General features: G+C 50.1%; 12 protein-coding genes. 10 read left to right on the top strand and 2 right to left on the bottom strand.

Annotation, left to right across the window (positions count from 1 at the left end):
• The first annotated feature begins 135 nt into the window (after positions 1-135).
• Complete coding sequence (locus tag CAG65_RS11340) at positions 136-1,386, top strand: Nramp family divalent metal transporter (protein ID WP_161453699.1); 1,251 nt, start codon at positions 136-138, stop codon at positions 1,384-1,386.
• 47 nt (positions 1,387-1,433) lie between these two features.
• Here the strand turns inward: CAG65_RS11340 and CAG65_RS11335 are convergent, their stop codons facing one another.
• Positions 1,434-3,575, bottom strand: a complete 2,142-nt coding sequence (locus CAG65_RS11335; RefSeq protein WP_161453700.1) for a S9 family peptidase — start codon at positions 3,573-3,575, stop codon at positions 1,434-1,436.
• Positions 3,576-3,740: 165 nt separating this feature from the next.
• On the opposite strand from CAG65_RS11335, the gene CAG65_RS11330 reads away from it, so the two are divergent.
• Positions 3,741-4,526: an MBL fold metallo-hydrolase gene (locus CAG65_RS11330; protein ID WP_337247554.1), complete on the top strand. Its 786-nt coding sequence runs from the start codon at positions 3,741-3,743 to the stop codon at positions 4,524-4,526.
• Here CAG65_RS11330 and CAG65_RS11325 read toward each other — a convergent pair.
• A complete protein-coding gene (locus CAG65_RS11325; RefSeq protein ID WP_161453697.1) occupies positions 4,473-5,021 on the bottom strand; it encodes a lipocalin family protein in 549 nt (182 codons plus the stop codon). The genes CAG65_RS11330 and CAG65_RS11325 overlap by 54 nt on opposite strands.
• Positions 5,022-5,349: 328 nt before the next feature.
• Between CAG65_RS11325 and nirB the strand changes: the two genes are divergently transcribed.
• From nirB to CAG65_RS11285, 8 genes are all read left to right on the top strand, one after another.
• Positions 5,350-7,914, top strand: a complete 2,565-nt coding sequence (gene nirB, locus CAG65_RS11320; RefSeq protein ID WP_161453696.1) for a nitrite reductase large subunit NirB — start codon at positions 5,350-5,352, stop codon at positions 7,912-7,914.
• 13 nt (positions 7,915-7,927) lie between these two features.
• Positions 7,928-8,251 carry a nitrite reductase small subunit NirD gene (nirD, locus tag CAG65_RS11315; RefSeq protein WP_021703388.1) on the top strand — a complete coding sequence of 108 codons (324 nt, stop codon included), beginning with the start codon at positions 7,928-7,930 and terminating at the stop codon, positions 8,249-8,251.
• Positions 8,252-8,419: 168 nt separating this feature from the next.
• Positions 8,420-9,271 (top strand): formate/nitrite transporter family protein, encoded by an 852-nt coding sequence (locus tag CAG65_RS11310; RefSeq protein ID WP_161453695.1) that lies wholly within the window; start codon positions 8,420-8,422, stop codon positions 9,269-9,271.
• Positions 9,272-9,427: 156 nt separating this feature from the next.
• Positions 9,428-10,192, top strand: a complete 765-nt coding sequence (cobA, locus tag CAG65_RS11305; protein WP_161453694.1) for a uroporphyrinogen-III C-methyltransferase — start codon at positions 9,428-9,430, stop codon at positions 10,190-10,192.
• A 100-nt stretch (positions 10,193-10,292) separates the two neighbouring features.
• On the top strand, positions 10,293-10,775 hold the full coding sequence (locus tag CAG65_RS11300; RefSeq protein WP_021703385.1) for a LabA-like NYN domain-containing protein: 483 nt from the start codon (positions 10,293-10,295) through the stop codon (positions 10,773-10,775).
• Positions 10,776-11,083: 308 nt separating this feature from the next.
• Entirely contained in the window at positions 11,084-13,078 is a 1,995-nt protein-coding gene (locus CAG65_RS11295) for a prolyl oligopeptidase family serine peptidase (RefSeq protein ID WP_161453693.1), read from the top strand.
• Positions 13,079-13,090: 12 nt separating this feature from the next.
• A complete protein-coding gene (locus CAG65_RS11290) occupies positions 13,091-15,226 on the top strand; it encodes a TonB-dependent hemoglobin/transferrin/lactoferrin family receptor (RefSeq protein WP_161453692.1) in 2,136 nt (711 codons plus the stop codon).
• A gap of 9 nt (positions 15,227-15,235) precedes the next feature.
• Positions 15,236-17,462: proprotein convertase P-domain-containing protein (locus CAG65_RS11285; RefSeq protein ID WP_161453691.1), on the top strand; the 2,227-nt coding region annotated here is incomplete at its 3' end.

Genomic DNA, 17,462 nt, shown 5'->3' with positions numbered 1-17,462 from the left:
GGTATATAGGTATTTACGATTGGTTTTTTATTATTGATAGCTGGAATCTAACGTTTCGTTTTTGAATATCATTTGATATTGATTCTCATTTGCGTTGGTCGTAATCTTTTCTCATACCTTTGAGGAGAAAGTCTTATGAATACCTCGACCATCACAATCCGTCCGCCTTCGGCCAACATGCATTGGTCTTTGAAGCTCAAACGTAAACTTATGTTGCTGGGGCCGGCGTTTATCGCTGCAATCGGTTATATCGACCCGGGCAACTTTGCGACCAACATTGAGTCTGGCGCAGCATTTGGTTATCAATTGCTGTGGGTTGTGCTGTGGGCCAACCTTATGGCGATGCTTATCCAGTATTTGTCGGCCAAACTGGGGATCGTGACGGGTAAGAATCTGGCCGAGCATCTTCGTGACCATCTACCCAATAAATGGGCGGTGGGCTTCTACTGGATTCAGGCAGAAGTGATCGCCATTGCGACTGACCTGGCGGAGTTTATTGGGGCTGCCGTTGGGTTCCAATTGCTGTTTGGCATCAGCCTGATGCAGGGAGCCGTGGTAACTGCGGCGGCGACGGTGATGATTTTGATGTTCAGCAGGAAAGGGCAGAAGCCTCTTGAAATGATAATCGGTGCTTTGTTGCTATTGGTCGCCATGATCTACGTCGCTGAGTTGATCTTCGCGCAACCTGTCGGCACAGAGATGCTGAGTGGCTTGTTGACGCCAGGGTTTTCAGACTCTCGTCAGGTTTATCTGGCTGCGGGTATTCTTGGCGCTACGGTAATGCCACACGTGATCTACCTACACTCCGCATTGTTTAAAAACAGCTATGGCGAAAGCAAAGTGACTCGGCTTCGCTCAACGCGGTTGGATGTGGTTATCGCGATGGTGATTGCCGGTTTCGTTAATATTGCGATTGTGGCAATGGCGGCTGCGGTTTTTCATGCCAGCGGACATCCACATGTTGCTGAAATTGAAACCGCATATCTGACTCTGACCCCGCTGGTCGGTCAGGCAGCTGCTGCGCTGTTTGGGGTGTCGTTGATTGCGTCTGGTTTATCGTCAACCGTGGTCGGCACGATGGCAGGACAGGTCGTCATGCAGGGCTTTGTTCGATTCTCGATTCCCTTATGGTTGCGCCGTACGATCACGGTGGCACCATCTTTTGTCGTGATTGGATGGGGAGTCAACACCACCGATATTTTGTTGATGAGCCAGGTGGTACTGAGTTTCGGAATTGCGCTGGCGATCATTCCTTTGTTGATGTTCACGAACAGCGAGCGATTGATGGGGCAGTTCAAAAACAACAAATGGGTAGCATATGCCGGCGTGGTTATTGTGGCCTTGGTTCTGGCATTAAACGCTTATCTGCTGGTAGCGCTGCTTTGATCTCTGAAGAGAAAAGTGAGCCCGGCTGGGGGCCGGGCTGATTGTATTCAGGCGTCTATATTGAGCAGGTCGAGAAAAAATGCGTATTCCAGCGCATCTTCTCTGATTGGCTTAAACCGTCCGGAAGCCCCGCCGTGACCTGCATCCAGATCGGTTTTAAACAGCAAGATATTATCGTCTGTTTTGAACTCTCGCAGTTTAGCCACCCATTTCATTGGTTCAAAGTACTGCACCTGAGAGTCATGCAGCCCGGTGGTGACCAGCATATTCGGATACGCCTGAGCACTGACATTGTCATAGGGAGAGTAGCTCAGTATGTAATCGTAGTAGAGCTTCTCATTCGGGTTGCCCCACTCATCGTACTCGTTGGTGGTTAAGGGCAGAGATTCGTCGAGCATGGTGGTGACTACGTCGACAAAAGGCACGTGAGCAGCTACGCCGTGGTATAAATGCGGGGCCTGATTGACAACCGCCCCCATCAATAACCCACCGGCGCTGCCGCCGACCGCAAACACTTTGTCGCTGGCTGCGTACCCTTGGTCAATCAGTGAGCGTGTGACGTCGATAAAATCATTAAATGTATTCTGCTTGTTCAGTTTTTTGCCATCTTCATACCAGGGACGGCCAAGCATTTCAGATCCACGAATATGTGCGATTGCATAAACAAAGCCGCGGTCCAGCAGGCTGAGTCGGGTAGAGGAGAACCCTGGTTCGATGGTATGTCCATAGGAGCCGTATGCATACTGGTAGAGCGGATTTGTGCCGTCTTTCTTAAACTGATCCTGACGGTAGACCAGAGTCACCGGAATACGTTGTCCGTCGCGAGCGGCAATCATCAATCTTTCGGAGCGATAATTCTGTGGCTCAAAGTCACCCAGTACTTTGGTTTGTTTGAGAAGCGTGCGTTTTCCGTCGGCCAAAGAGAAGTCATAATAGGTGACGGGCGTGGTCATGCTCGTGTAGTAGACCCTTACGTTGTCGCTATCGAGCTCGTGGTTGTCCGCCAGATAAGCGGTGAACGCGGTGTCGTTAAACTGAAGCCCGAACTCGTCACCGGTGGAAAGGCGTCTGACGGTGATGCGTGCCAAACCATTTTCTCGCTGCTCGTACACCAGATGATCGTTGAACAGCGTAAAATCCACTAACTGGACATGTTCCTGAGGCGCAATCACATCCTGCCACTGGTTTCGTTCACTGCGCTGACTGGCATGGACTTTCATCAACCGGAAATTGACTGCTTGGTAATTGGTGTAGATGAAGTACCACTCGCCCAATTTTGCGATCTCGTATTCGACGCCGTCTTCACGCGGGAAAAATGCGATGGGCAGTGCTTCCGGGTCGTTTGCATCCAGTATCGACACGCCACTGGTTTCCGTGCTGGAGTGGTAAATGTAGATTTCCTGCCGGTCTTTGCTTTTCCCCATGAAGGTGAAGTAGCTGCTGTCTGGCTCCTCGTAAACTAATTGGTCCTCGCTCTGGGGTTGTCCGAGTCTGTGGCGGTAGACTTGATAGCCGAGCAGAGTTTGTGGATCTTTACGCACGTAGTAAAAAGCTTGGTTATCATTTTGCCAAACGGCATAACCAGCGGTATTTTCAATCACATCAGGCAGATATTCCAAGGTTGTCAGGTTTTTTACCCGTAACGTGTAGACTCGGCGACTGAGCGTATCTTCGCCATACGCCAGCAGGTTGTTGTCGGGGCTGACACTCAAGCCACCAATGCTGAAGTAATCATGGGCTTTAGCCAACTGGTTGGCATCAATGAGCACCTGTTTGTCCGTGCCTTCAGCATCTGTGGCACGCACATAAACGGCATATTCGTTATCACCGGTCACTTCACTGGAGTAATAAAACGGCCCCTTGCGTGTGGGGACCGAGCTGTCGTCTTTAACAATTCGCCCTTTAATTTCGTTAAACAGACGTTGTTGTAACGCCTGGGTGTGAGCCAACTGTTCATCGACGTAACGGTTTTCTGCTTTTAAATGCGAGAGAACGGCCTCGTTGGTGCGGCTGTCGTCGCGCATCCAATAATAATTATCGACACGCGTGTCGCCATGCATTGTCAGGGCGTGAGGGATTTTTTCCGCGACGGGCGGAGTAACGGAGGACGTTTTTTTCAAAGCAGAGGTTCCTTGATAACTACAACCAAAGACAAGTGTGGCAGCGATAATCGCCAAGATAAAGTGTATTGATACATCCTGATGCAATTAGGAAAGGGCGTTTGTTTTTACAACTTGTTAACATGTCACATCCTGAGCATCCCAGTGTGGCACGGATCGATGCCTCACAGTAAAGTATTAATAAGTATTGGTCTGACCAGATTGCTAGGGAAAGTCAACAGAGGCAGGAACACTGTGCAGCTCCACTGTATTAAAGGTTATATACAAAACATTTATTTGGCCGAGTACCCGGATAAGCTGATGCTACTCGACGGTGCTAGCCGGGCGGATATACCACATTTGCGTCATTTCATTGAAGAAGAACTGATGCGTAGCTTTTATGATTTGCGTGTGGTGGTGGTGACTCACATGCACCCGGATCATGCCGGTGCAGCGCATAAACTGCGTGCGCTGACGGGGTGTTTTATTGTCAGCGCTAACAAAGAGGCTGATTGGTATCAGGGAATTGATGGTTTCTTAATGCACCTGACGGATTTAGCTTTGGCACGCTGGATGGCGAATCGACTCAGAGCCCCCAAAGCAAACTTATGGTATTCACGCCGGTTGGTTGCAGATCATAAACTCAACGACGGCGACTGCATTCCCGGTTTTGAAGATTGGATGGTAATGGAAACACCGGGGCATACCGACCGCGATCTCTCGGTCTATCATCCACAGCAGGACATTCTTTACGTTGCGGACTTAATGGTTGAAGTAAAACGCAAACTGATTGCGCCTTTTCCGGTGTTTCACCCCAACAAGTACCGAGCGTCTCTGGCCAGAGTGTTTGCCATGCAGCCCCAGCTTTTGTTGGCAGCACACGGCGGCGAAATTCGCTTAACACCTGACGCGTATCAACATTTGATCGATACCGCCCCAAGACGGCCGACCACACACTGGCGGGCGACCAAGATCAAAGCGCGAACACTACTGACTTCCATTTTGAAGTTTGGCTTCCTGATCCGGAAAGATAAGCTTTGAGGTATCAAATCCTGCTTTGGCTGCGATGTCGATGTAGTATTCCAGCTTCTCTTCTGCAATGACGGAGTTGCGTGACAGGATCCATAAATAATCCGTATTGTAGCCGCTGACCAAGGCTGTGGAGTAATCCGGTTCTAAGTAGAACACCACATAGCTGCCATAAAACGGGCCGAAAAAGGAGACTTTGAGGTGGCCAATATCTGGTGTGTCGACGAATTTTGCTTTGCCTTCTGCCTCATCCCACTCTTGAAGCTCCTCATTCCAACCTCGGTTAATGACTTTGACGCTCCCGTCCGGATTCAGAGAGTAGGTCGCACTCACCCGGTTTAATCCGCGTTCAAAACTGTGGTCCAGCCGGGCGATTTCATACCAGGTACCGAGGTAGCGTTGCAGATTAAAAGACTGTACCGGCTCGACTTTCGCAGGGATACCTGTACAGCCAATCAAGGTTGTCAGGGCGACAAGCCACATCACTCCCAATTTCATCAGTTTCATTTCAGCTCCTTTAATATCAGGGTATTACGCGACATAGATTCATTATTGGTTATAAGTGACTGATTGAAAAGTGGATCACTTCACATAGGTTGGAATGAAAAAAAATTACATCAAAATGGGATCTGAGGGTTTTCGCTCATCCTGAGTGTCACTTAGTAAGTGAATGTCTTTGCCTGAAATGTACTGATAAACCAGGATGTTGGTAAGGTTACCTCTTTCGTTCTACCCCTTTAGGGTAGTTTGAGGTTGTAATTGATTTACATCATCTTTTCATTTTCTTTCACATTTAAAAATGCGCTTAGTACAAAACGAATTCGCAGGAAAGAATATGAGCAAGCTGAAGCTGGTCGTCATCGGGAATGGCATGGTCGGCCATCGTTATATCGAAGACTTAGTCGAGAAAGCCGATGTCTCTGAGATGGACATAACGGTTTTCTGTGAGGAACCTCGCGTGGCATACGACCGCGTTCACCTTTCCTCTTATTTCTCTCATCACACCGCTGATGAGCTGTCGCTGGTTAAACACGGTTTCTACGAGAAACATGGCATCAACATGTTGATTGGTGAGCGCGCGATTAATATTAATCGTGAAAACCGCACAGTCTATTCCAGTACCGGTCGTGAAGTGCAATACGACAAGCTGATCCTCGCTACTGGTTCCTTCCCATTTGTTCCACCGATCAAAGGCCATGAGAGCAAAGATTGCTTTGTTTACCGCACCATCGAAGATCTCAAAGCGATCGAAGCGTGCGCGAAGAACAGCAAATCAGGCGTGGTGATCGGTGGTGGTCTGCTTGGCCTTGAAGCCGCGGGGGCACTGAAAGCACTTGGTGTCGAAACACACGTGGTTGAGTTCGCGCCGAAACTGATGGCAGAACAGCTTGACCTTGCTGGTGGTAACCAACTTCGTCAAAAGATCGAGCGTATGGGCGTGAACGTTCACACCAGCAAAAACACGCTTGAGATTGTAGCAGAAGGCACAAACGCACGTAACGTGATGCGTTTTGCTGATGGCACTGAGTTAGAAACAGACTTTATCGTCTTCTCCGCGGGCATTCGTCCACAAGACAAACTGGCTCGCCAAATGGCGCTAGAAGTTGGCCCTCGTGGCGGTGTTGCCATCAACGATCATTGTCAAACCTCGGATGAAAGCATCTACGCCATCGGTGAGTGTGCATCTTGGAACGATATGTTCTACGGCCTTGTTGCTCCGGGTTACAAGATGGCGACCGTAGCGGTTGACCACTTGCTAGGTAACACAGAAAGCAAATTCGAAGGCGCTGACATGTCTGCCAAGCTCAAACTGCTCGGCGTGAAAGTGGGTTCTATCGGTGATGCGAATGGCCGTACTGAAGGTTGTAAGAGCTACGTTTACCAAAACGAAGAACAAGAAGTTTACAAACGCCTCATCGTGTCTGAAGACAATAAGAAGCTACTAGGCGCCGTACTAGTGGGTGACACGTCTGACTACGGCGATCTGCTTCAACTTATGCTGAACGGCATTGACCTGCCAGAACACCCAGATGCGTTGATCCTTCCCGCACACGCAGGCGCTGAGAAACCCGCTTTAGGGGCCGATGCACTACCAGAAAGTGCAGTGATCTGTTCATGTTTCGACGTGACCAAAGGCAAGATCGCTCAGGCAGTGGCTGACGGTCACCATACGCTAGCGGACATCAAAGCAGTGACTGGCGCAGGTACAGGCTGTGGTGGTTGTATCCCGCTAGTGACGTCTGTTCTAAACGCTGAGCTTGCTAAATCTGGTATCGAAGTGAAGAACGACGTGTGTGAGCACTTTGCTTACTCGCGCCAGGAGCTGTTCCACCTAATCCGCATTGAAGAGATCGAAACCTTTGATGAGCTTCTGGAGAAGTACGGTAAAGGTTACGGCTGTGAAGTTTGTAAACCACTAGTGGGTTCTATTTTGGCGTCTTGCTGGGGTGAGCACATCCTTAAACCACAACTAGTTAAGCTGCACGACACCAACGATAACTTCCTGGGTAACATCCAAAAAGACGGCACTTACTCTGTTATTCCGCGTATGGCGGGTGGTGAAGTTACGCCGCAAGCACTGGGTGCTCTAGCAACAGTCGCAGAAGAGTACGACCTATACACCAAAGTAACCGGCGCACAACGTATTGGTTTGTTTGGCGTGCAAAAAGACGATCTTCCAGAGATCTGGCGCAAGCTGATCGACGCTGGTTTTGAAACCGGTCAGGCGTACGCAAAAGCACTGCGTATGGCGAAGACCTGTGTCGGCTCAACCTGGTGTCGTTACGGCGTTCAGGATTCTGTTGGTCTGGGCTCTTACATCGAGAACCGTTACAAAGGCATCCGCACACCGCACAAGATGAAGTTCGGTGTATCTGGCTGTACTCGTGAGTGCGCGGAAGCACAAGGTAAAGACCTTGGCATCATCGCGACAGACGCAGGTTGGAACATGTACGTATGTGGTAACGGCGGTATGAAACCACGTCACGCAGATCTACTGGCCAGCGACCTGGACAAAGACACGCTGATTAAGTACATCGACCGCTTCATGATGTTCTACATCCGCACCGCTGCACCACTACAACGCACATCGGTTTGGATGGAAAACTTAGAAGGTGGTGTCGACTATCTGCGCGAAGTGATTGTTGAGGACAAACTGGGCATCAACGCGCAACTTGAAGCAGACGTAGCCAAGCTTGTAGACGAGTACGAATGTGAGTGGACGGCAACCATCAATGACGAATCACAACTGACTCGTTTCGCGCACTTCATCAACTCTGACAAGCGCGATGACAACGTTGTGTTTGTACAAGAACGCGAACAACACCGCCCAGCGACCTTCACGGAGAAACACCCTGAAGCGAAAGGCGACATCCTACACGTAGCGATCATTGAAGCATAAGGGAAGGTTGAAAATGTCATTTGAAAAGATTTGCCAAATCAGCGACATCGTACCGGGCACTGGCGTTTGTGCTTTGGTTAATGGTCAGCAAGTGGCGGTATTTCGCCCAACAGAATCGGAAGAAGTGCTGGCGATCAGCAACACCGATCCATTCTTCCAATCCAACGTGCTTTCTCGCGGTTTGATTTGTGAGCATCAAGGTGAGCTTTGGGTAGCAAGCCCGCTGAAGAAGCAACGTTTTAACCTGAAAACAGGTGCTTGTATGGAAGACGAGCGTTTTAGTGTTCGAGCATACAAAGCCCGGGTCATTGACAGCGGCGTTGAGATTAGCGCGTAGCCGTTTCGCCCCTCCTTCATGCTGGGAGGGGCGGCAGTTTCAATAGACAAAGGTTTCCGTTGCTTATGGTCGGGGGACAGGAAGCAACACTGCACACTGAGTGTTCAGTCTTGGGGAATCTTTCTCTATTTAATCTTTAACTTTCACTTTTTGAATAAGGACACTGACATGTCTACAGACTTTAAACCTGCTGAATTCGTGCAAAGCATGATTAACGTTGGTGAGGCCAAAACGAATACCAGCACACGCGATCTTCTGCTGCGCGGTACCATGGCGGGCGTCATTTTGTCGCTGGCAGTGGTTGTCGCGATTACTGCAATGGTGCAAACGGGGATTGGCCTGGTGGGCGCGCTTGTTTTCCCTGTGGGTTTTGTGATTCTCAGTGTGATGGGTTACGACCTGGTGACTGGCGTATTTGGTCTGGCTCCTTTGGCTAGATTTGCCAACCGTCCGGGCATCACCTGGGGACGTATTTTTCGCTGTTGGGGACTGGTTGGTTTGGGTAACCTGATTGGTTCTCTGATCGTTGCTTACCTGGTGGCTATCTCGCTTACGGGCAACTTTTCATTAGAGTTAAACGCAGTGGCGAAGAAGTTTGTCGCCGTATCGACTGCACGCAGTCTTGGGTTTGAAAACATGGGTATGGACGGGTGGATCACCTGTTTCGTTCGCGCCCTCTTTTGTAACCTCATGGTGTGTCTGGGGGTTATCGGCAACATGACTTCACGTTCCGTATCGGGTCGCGTAGCAATGATGTGGCTCCCAATTTTCATCTTCTTTGCGCTGGTCTTTGAGCATACAGTCGTGAATATGTTTCTATTTCCGCTGGGTATGATGCTTGGCGCCGATTTTGGCATCGCGACCTGGCTCAACTTCAATCTCATTCCAACCATCTTGGGTAACATTATTGGTGGCCTTGTGATGACTTGTCTGCCTCTGTATCTGACCCATGCAAAAACCGCGCCGGCTCTGAATGCAGAAGAGAAGCCAGTCCCTGCAACCACGGCGATGGCAAAATAAGCCTTTGGGTTGGCCCCATTTCTAACGGGTGGGGCCAGCATTAGATTGACGTTTCTATTTCGGATGTTTTTGGCTTAGCTATAAAAAGTCGTCACTCGCAGCGGTGTACTCTGAGTGTTACTTCTTATATCTAAATCTGAACAGGCAGGCGTTGCTATGACTACCAACCACACTCCAGCGAATATCGGGTTTGTCTCACTCGTCGGCGCAGGGCCGGGCGATCCGGATCTACTGACGGTAAAAGGATATCGAGTCATTCAACAGGCCGATGTGGTTGTTTATGACCGTCTGGTGTCACCGGAAATTCTAGCTCTGGCCAGCAGTGATGCGGAGATGATTTACGTCGGTAAAAAACTCGATTTTCACTGCGTTCCTCAAGAGCAGATAAATCAGATCCTGGTGGAGAAAGCCAATGCAGGCTTGCGTGTAGCACGCCTGAAAGGCGGTGACCCATTTATTTTTGGCCGCGGCGGAGAAGAGTTGGAAGAGCTTGCTTTGCACGGTATTGCTTTTGAAGTTGTGCCTGGGATCACCGCCGCAGCGGGCGCTACAGCATACGCAGGTATTCCGTTGACCCACCGGGATCATGCGCAAAGTGTTCAGTTTATCACCGGGCATGTACAAAAAGACGGGCGTGAAATCGAATGGGGCTCGTTGGCACAATCCAATCACACTCTGGTGTTTTACATGGGGCTCAAACAGAGTGGCCACATTACGCAACGGTTACTGAAACATGGCCTGTCAGCGGACACGCCGTGTGCAATCATCGAGAATGGTACGCGGCGCACGCAACGTGTTTTTACCGGGACACTGGAGCAGTTGCCTGTGTTAGGGAAGGTTGCCGAGAGTCCAGCATTGATTGTGGTGGGGAGTGTGACATCGTTGCATGAAAAGTTGACCTGGTTTAACCGTCAAGAATGATGCTTCAGTCGCAGGGTCTGATGCTGGTAATTTTCCGGCGAACACGGGCGGGAACTGTTATCATAACCGCAATTTAGTGATGAGAGACACGTTCGACCTTATGGAAAAAATCGCCATCTTTGTGGATGTACAAAACATCTATTACACCACCCGCGAGAAATACCGGGCTAATTTTGACTACAACTTTTTTTGGTCAGTAGCCACCGAAGGGTGTGACGTTGTCACTGCAAATGCTTATGCGATCGCCTCGACCGATCCTGGTCAAAGGCAGTTCCATCACATTCTGCGGGGCGTCGGCTTTAACGTCATACTCAAACCATTTATTCAGCGCCAGGATGGCAGTGCGAAAGGGGACTGGGATGTCGGTATTGCTCTGGACGTATACGAAGCCGCTGCACAAGTGGACAGGGTGATTCTGCTCTCAGGTGACGGCGATTTTGACATTCTGGTTGAGCGTATTCAGCAACGGTTTAATACTCGTGTGGATGTTTATGGCGTCCCTGGGCTCACCGCTAAGAATCTGATCGAGGTCAGTGATCGATTCATTCCTGTAGATGATAATTTTCTACTGCGTAGGCATTGATGCCCTCTGGCCGGGCAGTATTTAGCTCGGTCAATTTTATTACTAATTGTCTGCAGCACATCGTTGGTAACTCTGTTCTATTTCTCCGTAACTCGGATTTTCCCTCCTCAATACCATGCGCTCATTGGGAGTGTTCGTCTCAATTTTATTCAATTAAGACAATAAATTAATGCAAATTGGTGATTTTGTGTTCGATAGAAGTTTGTGTGCTCATAATTTCCTATTGAATAAAAATGATAATTGATCTCATTATCGTTTGTGGTTAGTATACGCGCCTTATCAATGATTTGAATGTTGTAGTTTATTGTATGAAACGAGTGAATGTTGTTCTGTTGTCCGTATCAGCATTAACCACCAATCTGTCTGCCAGTGAAGACTTTTCCTGGCTCAGAGATGACACCCGCAGCAGTGAACGGGTACAAACGTATCTGTCTGAACAAAACAAGCTGGCCGATTCATATCTACAACATTTGCAACCCCTTAAGCAGGCGTTAATCAAAGAGTGGAGTGACAGCACGCCGACCAAAGCGCAGGAGCCCTGGACCATTCTTGGTCAAAGCGAGTTTCTACTGACGGTTAAAGACGAGAAAAGAGTGCTGCTTCAGCGAGACCGAACCACCAAACAATCCAAACTATTGCTTGATGTTGAATCCAGAGCTGCTCGCAACGGCTATTATCAATTGGCGAATTGGTCACTGAGTCCGAATGGCCGTTTGCTGGCTCTGGCTGAAGATAATGAAGGCAACGAAGCGTACCGGATAACTCTGATTGATTTGAAAACTCTGCAAGAGCGGGTGATCGACGAGCACAGTGATACGGAGATCCTTTGGTCGACGAACAGCACGCGTCTGTACACCATCAGAAAAACCAACGGCGACCTGAGACCAGCCAATCTGGTTGAACACAACCTAGAGTCGGGGGACTCTCGTACAGTGTATTCAGAGGCGGATCCGGGATGGTTGTTGTCTGCTTATGTTGCCAGCGACAAACGCTATGCCCTGTTGCAGGTAAACAATGAGTTGTCCAGTGAGCAGCGGATACTGAACCTGAATTCTGGCATGTTATCCGCGCCAATCCGCACGCGTAAAACTGGTGTTGAGTATTACGCCGATATCGCAGAAAACGCTGTCTACCTTGTCAGTAATTTGTCTGGCATGAACCGACTGTATCGGGCGGCTTTGAGCAGTACCTCTGACTGGCGAGCCATCTACCAGCCTCAAAATGGCGCTCAACTTAACACCTATTATTTGTTCGAACACGGCATTGTGCTTTCCGAACGTGTAAAAGGACAAGAGACATTCGTCATTTTGGACCGCAGCGGCAAAGTGCGGATCAGACAACCGCTCGCTGAATCGGGTACGGTTGGTTGGTTAAGCCGCCCGGGAGATTATGCCAGCAACACCATACATATTCGTTCTATGTCTATGATTCAGCCGCCGAAATGGGAAGCTCTTGATGTGGCCGATGCATCACGTCAGTTGCTGAGCCAGGACGAATACCCAAATTACCGAAGTGATCAATACCGAACCGAGCAGATTGACGTAGTGTCGGAAAACGTACAAATCCCCGTCACACTGGCATACAAGCCTTCCGCATTAAGCAAGCATTCGCCTGTGATTTTGTACGGCTACGGCGCTTATGGTTTCACTATGAAGCCTTATTTTATGCCTCAGATCACCTCGCTACTGGATCGTGGATTTATCTACGCCGTTGCTCATGTGCGCGGCGGTGGGTATTTCGGTGAATCCTGGTATGCAGCTGGGCGGGGTGTAAATAAAACCCAAGGCGTAGCAGATTTTGTACATGTGGCCAAAGCACTCAGTGAGTTTCAACAAGGGCAACGCAAAGTCGCTGCTATCGGAGCCAGTGCCGGTGGAACTTTGGTTGCCGCAGCGATAAATCAAAGCCCGGAAAGTTTTTCGGCAGCCAGCCTCAATGTGCCATTTGTTGATGTGATCGCCAGTATGTCTGATACCCGTCTGCCTCTCACTGCGCAGCAGTATCAGGAGTGGGGTAACCCGGTCAATGATCGTGCGGCGATGACGCGTTACGATCCTATGAGCAATATCCGCATCCAGGCGTATCCGCCTTTGCTCGTCCGAGTTGGTTGGCATGACCAGCGCGTGCCGTACTGGGAGGGAGCAAAATATCTGGCTCGAATCTCGAAATCAAGTACCAAAGCCGGACCGTATCTTCTTAAAACAGATTTTCAAAGCGGGCATGCAACGGACAGGCGCAATGCCCTAGCGCAGCAGGCGATGGATTACGCATTTCTGATTGAACAATTACAACCATCTGATTAACCGGAGTCGTTAATGAAACTTTCCCCAGTGAACGTTGCTGTGCTGAGTGCACTGGCAACAGGCTTCGTGCACGCTGAATCTGAGCCAGGCACGTATGAAAAAATCGTTGTGACCGCCAACAAATATGAAGAACCTTTATCACAAACGGCTGGCTCGGTGGCGGTGATCAGCGGTGACGACATCCAGAAAGAAGGTGCAACAGAGCTGTATGACGCATTAAACCATGAACCAGGCGTCAGTGTGACTGGCGGCGCTGGCCGGCCACAAAACATCACGATTCGAGGGATGTCGGGCAACCGTATCGTAATCGTTAAAGACGGTATCGCAATGTCGGATGGTTATGGGGCGGATGATTTAAATGATAGCGCCGGTCGCAACTCGTTTGACGTTGCGACGCTCAAACAGATTCAGGTGGTAAAAGGGGCCAGTTCGACCAGCTATGGCTCCGGTGCGATCGGTGGTGTTGTGATCCTCAAATCCAATACACCGGAAGACTTCCTCAACGGCGAAAATATTTACGTTGATGCCAGCGGGACGTACACAGGGATCAGTAATAAATATCGTGCTGCGTCTAATCTGGCGTTTCGTGTCGGCGATACCAGTAGCCTTCTTAGCGCGGCGTATTGGACTGGAGAAGAGACGCGCAACCACCGTCAGGATCTCTATAACCGGGATGTTGACGGTGTCAGTGCGGAATACACGCTGCACCACATAGTGAATGATCAGTGGCTGTTGAAAGCAAAAGCTGAGTTGTATTCAGAAACGATGAAGCGCCAAGAGGGCATTGCGTCGATTCAGACTGACGGCCTGTGGAACATAAAGGATTACAACGAAGAGAACACAACGTCGACGTACCTATTCTGGGTTGGGGCTGAGTACGATGCGTTACACACCTGGATGGACGCGCTCGATACCAAGTTTTACTACCGTACCACTGAGTACGATCAAGACACCAATCGTCTGATGAACCGTGACAACAATGGGATCACAGAGCAACGGCGCGAAATCGAACGTCGCCGCTTCAATGATGAATTAATAGGTTGGTCGTTGGACGTGAACAAAGTGCTGGATGTGGGCCGTGTAGAACACACCATAGTGTATGGTGCTGTGGTTGAAACCACATACCACGATCGTCCGGTCGATGAAACGCGCTCCGACTGGAATGGGGAAATCAGTGACTCTTCGACGCCATTTGCGCCAGCGCGCGGCTATTCTATGGGGGTATTCTTCCAGGATGCCATGCAGTGGAACAGGTGGACAGCCATGCTCGGGCTGCGTTTCGACGCGCATCGCCTGACCGCTGATGATGCCAATGCGATCGGCTACGAAGACTTGAAAGATAACAGCAGCAGCGAGCTGTCTCCGAGCGCCTCTTTAGCTTACCAGTTTACGCCGGATCTCAATGCCTATGTCAGTTACAAGCACGGCTACCGATCGCCTGAATATGACAAAACATACGGTTACGTCAGCCATGATTTTGTTCCGATCACTCCGTTTGTGATTCTGCCGAATTTCGATTTGGAAGCAGAAACCAGCGACAGTTTCGAAATCGGTACCAAATACGATGACGGTGCGCTGCGTGTTTATGGTGCGATTTTTTACAATAAATTCAATGACTTCATTAGCGTTGTCGACAAAGGTTTTAACGGTGCTAGCGGATTGTTCGAAAAACGCTATGAAAACATCGACGGTGTCGAAACTTACGGTGCGGAAGCGACGGTGGAATACGCGTTTGCTGACGACTGGACCGCTTCGACCAAAGCAGGCTGGGTGAACGGCAAAGATGATGACGGCGAATATGTTCGTTCCATTACACCTCTGGAAGGTAACGTCAGTTTGCGATATGACAATCGCCACCTGAACGGGTACGCACGTCTTAATTGGGCCGATGCCATGGACAGAACGCCAAGCTGCGCGACGGATCTCGGTTTGAAAGCGGATTGTGCCACCACATCTGGTTGGGCAACGGTGGATCTGGGCGTCGGCTACAACTTCAATGCCAACACTTATGTCAGCCTCAACGTGATTAACCTTTTCGACCGCGAATATGTGCGCTACCAGGAAGTGGCTGGCGTTGCTGAGTCTCAGACCCGCTTTTCTACTGAGCCGGGTCGTTACTTTACCGTCAACGCGCGTTATGCGTTTTAAGGAGTCAGCATGAAGCCTCAATTGAGTTTACTGGCGTTGAGCCTTGCGGCGACCACAGCGAATGCGGGTGAGTGGGATTACCCCGCGGGCAATGAAGTGGTGGCCGACCCGGCGGCGGCACGCGCTTACGTCGAGCTGCATTACCCAACGGCAGGAACCGCAACGCTACGTTATGAGTCGAATAGCCAGCTTGGTCATTACTACAATTTTGATATCCGCGTCGATGGCGCCTATCAACCGCAACGTACCCTCGTGATTCACACCGACCCCAGCGGGGTGGTGCAACGTGTGTTTAAGAGCCTCGAAGATACAGTGCTGCGTGACGGTGTGGCGATTACAGCCGCTGAGCTGGAACAACCGCGTCGACTTGAGGCGACAACGCCGCCCGATCTGGCCAGTGGGACGGTCACGACTGCCAGGGTGAACGTAGTGGATCCAGATCTACGCACAATGGACAAGCAACCTGCGCCGGATGGCCCCTGGCTGAGTGTGTCTGACTATCCTAATGCGCCTCGTTTTGTCGAACGTCAGGTGGATGTACTTGATGTGGGTGGACAAATTTATCTGTCAAATTCACGCGTGATGCAAGTTGATGCGGCGTACCTTGAGCAGCAGGACCCGGATAGCGGTACGTGGTCGCAAAGCGACAGTGCCTCCTTTCTGCCGCAAGAAGGTTTGACGCAAATCGCTGACTTAAACACGCTTAATCGTCTCACATTTGCCTCTGAAGACTTCGTTCAGGTGATGGCTTTTTATCAGATTGATCAGTCGTTGCAGTACCTGCAATCACTGGGCTTTGATTTGTTTGAAGATCCACTGTTGTTTGATGCGCGAGGGTTAGCCAATAACAACTCCAGCTATTTCTTCGGCCCTAAAGCGTTGATGTTCGGTGTCGGTGGTTCTCCGGATGCTATGGACGCTGACGTTGTGGTGCATGAGTTAGGGCACGCCATCCACTATCAAATCGTACCAGACTGGGGCTACGGGCACACCGGCGCTCTGGCAGAAGGATTTGCCGACTATTGGGCGGGTTCCAACAGTTACCGCAAACTGTATCAGCAGGGCAGTGACTTTGAGATTGATACCTTATTTAACTGGGATGGCTATTTCGGTAACAAAGTGTCGACACGCAGCTTGTGGAATCAGCGAGCGCGATACTTCGAACAGAGTGAATACCGAGCTCACGAGAGTGTGGCTGGAGAGTTAGGTGACGAACTGTGGTCAACACCGCTGTTTCAGACGCTGAAGCAAGCTGTGGCTCTCTATGGTGAAGAGGCCTTTAAAGAAGTCGACACCTTAGTGCTTGAGTCCATGTATGGTCTGGGCCGCGGGATGAAAATGCATGATCTGGCTGAGAGTATGATGTTTGTTGCAGACAAGCTCTATCCGGCACGTGAATATAAGCGATTGCTGAAGGAAAACCTGGCGTTGCACGGGTTGTTGAAAGCACCGTTTAACACCGAGCTTGATGCGCGTTACGTCGACAGCGGACAGCCCGTTAAGATTCGGTTGCTTAGCAATGGCAGGCAAGCCAGTGTTGAGGGGCGTGCTCAATCGTCGACTGGCGAATCTCAAACGCTGCGTTCGGACAAGTTTGAAACGTTGAACACAGAGCTGAAGCTCTCTGAAAATAACGTATGTGGCGAGGTGTTCACTGTCACCACTCAACTTGATTATCAGTACGAGCCGAACTTGCAGACACACACTTGGACGGATGTGCAGTCTCTTATCTCTGGCATTCCTCAGCTCAACCAAACCGTGCGGGTGCAAAACTCGGTTATCCCGGATGCCACGCAAGCAGACAACGGAAGTGTGAATTACGGATTCAAGAGTTTTAACTTCATTATTAACGACGATAGTCAGCTCATCGATGATGATCTGGCCATTTACGTCAAACTGGCACATGACAATCTGCAAGACGTAAAGCTGGTTCTGGTTTCTCCGGCCGGAACACGTCAAACCTTGATGGCCAATCAGGCTTACTCTCAGTCGTCTCGCTCACTTTACTGGGTGGGTCAGCATGATGCTCAGGCACAGGCGTTTACGGGTGAATCTCTGGCGGGCACTTGGCGGCTGGAAATCACCGATTTTTCTCTGGGCGATGCAGGCTCTTTGATCGAGTGGTCAGTTGGACGGCTGACAGGCTACAACTGTCGTCAAACGACGGATAACACTACTGAAAATAACAATAACGAATCCGGGTCCGGTGGCGGGTCACTCTCGTGGGGACTACTGC

Source organism: Vibrio sp. V39_P1S14PM300 (genome assembly GCF_009904765.1).
In the GTDB taxonomy this organism is placed as follows: domain Bacteria; phylum Pseudomonadota; class Gammaproteobacteria; order Enterobacterales; family Vibrionaceae; genus Vibrio; species Vibrio proteolyticus.
The sequence above is the reverse complement of the archived record's forward strand: the minus strand, read 5'-3'. Positions and strand labels throughout refer to the sequence as shown.